This is a genomic window from Microcystis sp. LE19-41.2A (assembly GCF_027530405.1).
GTDB lineage: Bacteria > Cyanobacteriota > Cyanobacteriia > Cyanobacteriales > Microcystaceae > Microcystis > Microcystis aeruginosa.
Window position 1 is genome coordinate 1 of sequence record NZ_JAPZQJ010000301.1, and the last position, 5,461, is coordinate 5,461.

Here is a 5,461-nt window from a genome sequence, read left to right on the forward strand (position 1 = left end):
TGTCAGTCTGTAGAGCGACCATAAGACCAGAACAGAGTAAATCTGGGGCGGCAGGTGCGGAACCCCGCAAGGGAAAGAAGCAGAAACCTAAATCGTGAGGTTTGGGAATCACCGTCCGTTTACGGCGGCGAGGATGTCAAAATTTATGTTTGTTGAGGGCGTTTAAGCAGTAATTGGATAGCCAAAAGAATTAAACCAATGGTGACAAAAGCAAAAATAAAGGTTCCTAGAGAAGCTAAACCAAAAACTAAAGTGCGGACAGCACTGCCAATTCTCAAGGCGATCGGACTGTGAGCAACCATTGGTTTTGAGTAAAAAGAATGACCGATCGCTGCTGTGAGATAATAGAGAATTGTCCCCAATGCTGCCGAAATTGCCGCACCAACCAAACAGCGAGTAGGAGTAACTTTTTTGGTTTCTAATTCTGTGGTCATTCCTTTTTAGTCCTCAAATATTGCCCAGGTTAAATTTTAATTCTTTTCCCCAGCATTTTACCCGACTAGGACCAAGGATCGAGGACGGAAGGAAAAGAAGTATCGACTTGCGAGGAGGCGATCAGGTCTTGATTCTGGTCTAGTTCCCGTTTTAACTGTTCCCAATCGCCGGGGTCGGTTAACTCCTCATAAACAGGGGCAGCGAAAACGATCGTTTCCTTGTCCGATGACCAGTTTTGGGAAGAAAGGACTAGATTAGTCAAATCAGGTAACTCCTGGTCGAGAATAGTTGTATTTGCGCTCTTAGGAAAATTTTTGAGCGAATTTAGGTTAATTTCTTGCTTTAATGACTGTAATTCACCATTGAGAGCTTTTAATAACTGCTCGATCGCCTCGATTCTCCCGAAAACATCCGAGGGAATCTCAGGATTATTGGCAGCAGAGAGGGGGGGCAAAGTGAATTGATCAGCTATGACGCGCTCGATTTCCTCTAGGGTAGTATAACCTTGACAGACTAATTCTAAACCGTAGGTGAGGAGAGACTTAAATCCTGCCTGTGTTGCCGCTTTTTTGAGCATATCGGCGGGTTTCTTCGCAGCGATGAAAGTTTTGAGGTGAGGGGTAATCGTGATCACTTCAAAGACCCCGATCTGGGACTGATAACCGATGCCGTGACAATGACGGCATAATCTGCCTTTTTCCCGCGCTTGGATGATTTCTTCGGCAGTGAGGGAATTAGCTTTATAAAAGCTGTATTGAGCAGCTTGGGCGGGAGAAAGACCAAATTTAGCTAATTCTTCCCTTTTTGGTTGATGTTTCAGCCGACAAACCGGACAAACCCGTCGCACCAGTCTTTGATTGATCACTCCAATGAGGGTATCAGCCACTAAGGCCGGCTCCGCTAATTGATTGAGGCGAGCGATCGCAGCAAAGGCATCATTGAGGGGTAAACTAGAAATAACTAAATGTCCAGTCAAAGCCGCTTCTAGAGCATGGGTAAGGGTGGAAGAATCCGCCAGGCGATCGATGCCGATGATGTCTAGGTCTTGATTCCGGAAAGAGGGCAAAATCGAGGCATAATCTTGGCCTTGACCATCAGCGATTTCCACTTGGGTAATACCATTAAGGCTGCGTTCGATCGAGGTTTCCAGGGTAGCGATATTAACCCCACCCCGGTTTCGATGGGCTAGTAGAGAATAGAAACTGGTGGAACAGCCGCCTCTGGCCGGTGCGGTGAGCAGAATTAACCCCGCCTGGCGATCAATCATGGTGCGTACCAGTTTACAGGTTTCTTGGCTAGCAATCAACTCATCGAGGGGCCAAAGTGGGGATCGAGAATCAAAAACCCGCAGCAGAATTTTTTCTCCCTGTTGACGAGGTAGGGTGTGGAGACGAAAATCTATTTTGCGACCGGAAAAAGTTATGGTCATTTTTCCCTGTTGGGGGCGCGATTTTTCGCTGAAATCGAGGTTAGCCAGAATTTTTAACCGTGAGATAATCCCTGGGGTCGCTTCTGGAGAAATCGGTTCCCAGGCAGAACGCAGGAGACCATCTTGGCGAAAACGGACAGTTAATTGATTTTCTTGGGGTTCTAGGTGAATTTCCGTCGCTTTACTTTCGATGGCTTGAACCAGGATATTATTAACGACACTGACGATCGTCCCTTGATTCGCCTCTTGAATCAGCCCGAGATCCTCGTCGGCTAATTTGCAGTTGAGATGGGGGAGAGATTGGCCATCTTCAAAAAGGCCGGTTATGTCAACTATGGTCTCTAGCTCTTGTTCTTGGGGAAGAAAACGGCAAGATAGGGCTTTTTCTTGGCGATAACGATAGATTTCGACCAATTTCTGGTAATCTGCCCGATCGATGACACGACGTTCAAACTGCAATTCTTGATCCCGGAGGATACGACGTAAATCATCGAGAATTTCCTGATTAGCGGGATCCACCATGGCTAGGTGAAGGACATTGGCAGCGGATTGCTGTTTTTGTAGGGGCAGGATCTTATAACGACGGCAAATTTCAAAGGGAAGGACTGTGCGAAACAGATTCTCGATTTCTCTCCAGTCGATCGTCTCACTTTCAGGGTCAAGATATTCTACCCCATACTTGGCTTTTAATTTTGACAGTTGTTCGAGTCGGTAGTATGCCAGTGCCTCTTTGGGTAAAGGACGGCCGGTGATCAGGGGTAAAATTGCCCGTAGAGGCAGATGACTTTTCTGCTTCTCGATCATTGCCTTTTGTAGTTGCGGGATAGTGACATAACCCGATTGCACTAACTTTTGGGCAAAGGAAGGCAGCTTGGTCTGAAGTTTCTCGTTTGCTGATGACATGGAATAGAGCCAGTAAAGACTGTACAACCCACTACATCCCTTAGTATTCCCATTTTTTCACCGCAGCTAACAGGTAAAAGAAAATTTATCCCACTTTCCGCACTTCTTAACATTCAATTGATAATTTTTACTGATATTTTGCTTAAAACCCATTGCTAGTAGGGACTATAGCTACAATGATTGATTTTTCTCAAGGTGAAGAATTGTAATTTTTTTCTCAGAAAAAATCAATTATTGAAAATGTTCTCAATAGTAGTTTCTATGAAGCTTTTTCGTCAAAACATCTTGGGGAATGTAAAAATATATAAAAGTATATGAAGATGTGCGGAATGTCGGATTTATCGTCGCCTACTTATAGCGTTTCTCATCAAGACGAAGTGTAAACTGATTTGGTATCGACTGCTGACGACCGACTCCCCAAAAGGAAAACTTCCTACCTCATCATTTAGGATAACTGCTATAAAAAGAGCAGAAGAGGTCATGGTTTCTAGGTTATGCTTGTTAAAGGTATCTTTACTTATCCTACACTTGTAACACCAATCTGTTTAGTATTTGGGAGAAAAAAATTACGCGGACAGGGTAGATGGGGAAGTGGACAGAAAGATTCGAGAATTTATACTAAAATCTAAGATAGCCGGTATAACATCGTCTCAGGGATCAAAACGGAAGCTTAGAATAGATAAAATATGTGGACTTTTATTGATTTATTTGCTGGTATAGGAGGATTTAGAATCGCCTTAGAGAATCTCGGTTGTCAATGCGTTTTTTCCTCGGAAATCGATCCTCACTCCCAAAAGGTTTACTTAGCTAACTATGGTCATTTACCCGATAATCAAGATATCAGAAAATTAGAGGCAAAAACTGTCCCTGATCATGATATACTGTGCGGCGGTTTTCCCTGTCAAGCGTTTAGTATCGCTGGCAGAAAACACGGTTTTGAAGATGCACGCGGAACCTTATTTTTTGAAGTTGCCCGGATCTTACACGAAAAGAAACCGAAAGCTTTTATCTTAGAAAATGTCCAGGGTTTAGTCCATCATGATCGAGGTAAAACTTTAAAAACTATTTTAGATATATTAGAAAAGGATTTGCATTATTTTGTCCCTAGTCCCCAGATTTTAAATGCCAGATATTTTGGGGTTCCTCAAAACCGTCCCCGAATTTTTATCGTCGGTTTTCGAGAGGATTTAAATATTTACCATTTTTCCTATCCTCAACCAACCCATCAAGAAACTTGTCTCAAAGATATCCTAGAAGAAAAGGAAGTCAGCGTTAAATATTATCTCTCTAATCAGTATTTAGAAACTTTGTTTAAACACAAGGATAGACACCAAAATAAAGGTAATGGGTTCGGTTATGAGATTATTTCTCCCGATGGTATCGCTAATGCTATTGTGGTGGGAGGTATGGGAAAAGAAAGAAATTTAGTTATCAATAAAAGACTGACTAATTTTACTCCCGTTACTCGCATTAAAGGAGAGGTAAATAAGTTATTCGTCCGCAGAATGACTCCCAGAGAATGGGCAAGATTACAGGGATTTCCCGATAGTTTTCAGATTGTTGTCAGCGATGTCCAAGCTTATAAACAGTTCGGTAATTCTGTGGCCATTCCGGTGGTAAAAGCGGTGGCAAAAGAGGTGATTAAAACTTTAGATTTATCCAGAGATTCTCAAGAAAATATCAGGATTAAAGACCTAGAGGGGAGACAATTAGAACTATTGTCAATCTGAGGAAAAATAGCAATTGTTTCTAGGTGTTTGGGTAGATGACAGCGTTTCTTACCAAGATGAAGTATAACCTAATTTGGTATAGACGACCGACTCCCCAAAACCAAAACTTCCTATCTCACCGTTAAGATAACTGCCAGAAGTGTTGAACGTCGTAAAAAGTCACACAAAAACGCCTATTATAGATAGGATGTAGAAGTAAAGATAAACCTCAAGGAGATCATAAAATATGCTAATAAATTTTCCAAAACTCATGAAAGATATTTTGAAACCACTGCCTAAAAATGACTACTGGGACTTAAACAAATTTTAAGCCCAAATGTAGCCCAAAGCCGCTTTGTGAGAGGTAAAGACATCAATATTCTGCGTTAGCCAAGTGAAAAAACGAAAAGACATCGCTGTACGAAAAGCCTCCAACGCATCGGTAAACGTCTCCAGAGGTTTATTCGCCCATCGTCTTTGTAGCCCCCCAGTTAAGTGATGCCAGAGAATAAAAGTGTAGGCACAAAACACCAGGATAAAATGGCGAAGAAGGCTTTCTTTCTCGCGAACCTGATATTCTCTTAGCCCCAACCATCCTTTCGCCTCTCGATAGAAAACTTCTACCCAATTTCTTGGCGAGTAAGTTTCTACTAGCCACTGCGGGGTTACTTTTTCCGCCTGGACATTCGTGATAAAATAATCGATGTCCGTAGCTTCTTCCCAAGAACTCGCGTTCATGCGGATGGGGTCGTTTCTGCCATGGGCGTATTTTGACGTGAAAGCCTACTATGACTTGGTTATAGCTAAAAAAGGGCTCTTCGGTTTGTGTTATGCAATGGACGGGGGTTATAAGGGATGGAACCCTTATATAGAAAGGCATTTAGCGATTTTTGTCAATTGTTTTTTATCTAGAGCGAACTAATCAATTAAGTCTTTTGCCAGATAAGGATTTAGTCGATTTATGCCCCCTATCGAACCATAACAA

General features: G+C 42.5%; 3 protein-coding genes and 1 pseudogene. 1 reads left to right on the forward strand and 3 read right to left on the reverse strand.

Annotation, left to right across the window (positions count from 1 at the left end):
- Nucleotides 1-143: 143 nt before the first annotated feature.
- Nucleotides 144-434 carry a DUF3082 domain-containing protein gene (locus O9290_RS12760; RefSeq protein WP_002786666.1) on the reverse strand — a complete coding sequence of 97 codons (291 nt, stop codon included), beginning with the start codon at nucleotides 432-434 and terminating at the stop codon, nucleotides 144-146.
- 65 nt (nucleotides 435-499) lie between these two features.
- On the reverse strand, nucleotides 500-2,767 hold the full coding sequence (locus O9290_RS12765; RefSeq protein WP_288059551.1) for a GspE/PulE family protein: 2,268 nt from the start codon (nucleotides 2,765-2,767) through the stop codon (nucleotides 500-502).
- A 686-nt stretch (nucleotides 2,768-3,453) separates the two neighbouring features.
- Between O9290_RS12765 and O9290_RS12770 the strand changes: the two genes are divergently transcribed.
- The gene (locus O9290_RS12770; protein ID WP_288087125.1) at nucleotides 3,454-4,497 is read left to right on the forward strand and encodes a DNA cytosine methyltransferase; all 1,044 of its coding nucleotides are present in this window, start codon (nucleotides 3,454-3,456) and stop codon (nucleotides 4,495-4,497) included.
- 306 nt (nucleotides 4,498-4,803) lie between these two features.
- Here O9290_RS12770 and O9290_RS12775 read toward each other — a convergent pair.
- Nucleotides 4,804-5,232, reverse strand: a pseudogene (locus tag O9290_RS12775) (transposase); the annotation flags it as partial.
- Nucleotides 5,233-5,461: the final 229 nt, after the last annotated feature.

Excerpts from the sequence above, each read along its gene's own strand:
- O9290_RS12760 (WP_002786666.1), bottom strand. The coding sequence starts at position 434 with ATGACCACAGAATTAGAAACCAAAAAAGTTACTCCTACTCGCTGTTTG.
- O9290_RS12765 (WP_288059551.1), bottom strand. The coding sequence starts at position 2,767 with ATGTCATCAGCAAACGAGAAACTTCAGACCAAGCTGCCTTCCTTTGCC.
- O9290_RS12770 (WP_288087125.1), top strand. The coding sequence starts at position 3,454 with ATGTGGACTTTTATTGATTTATTTGCTGGTATAGGAGGATTTAGAATC.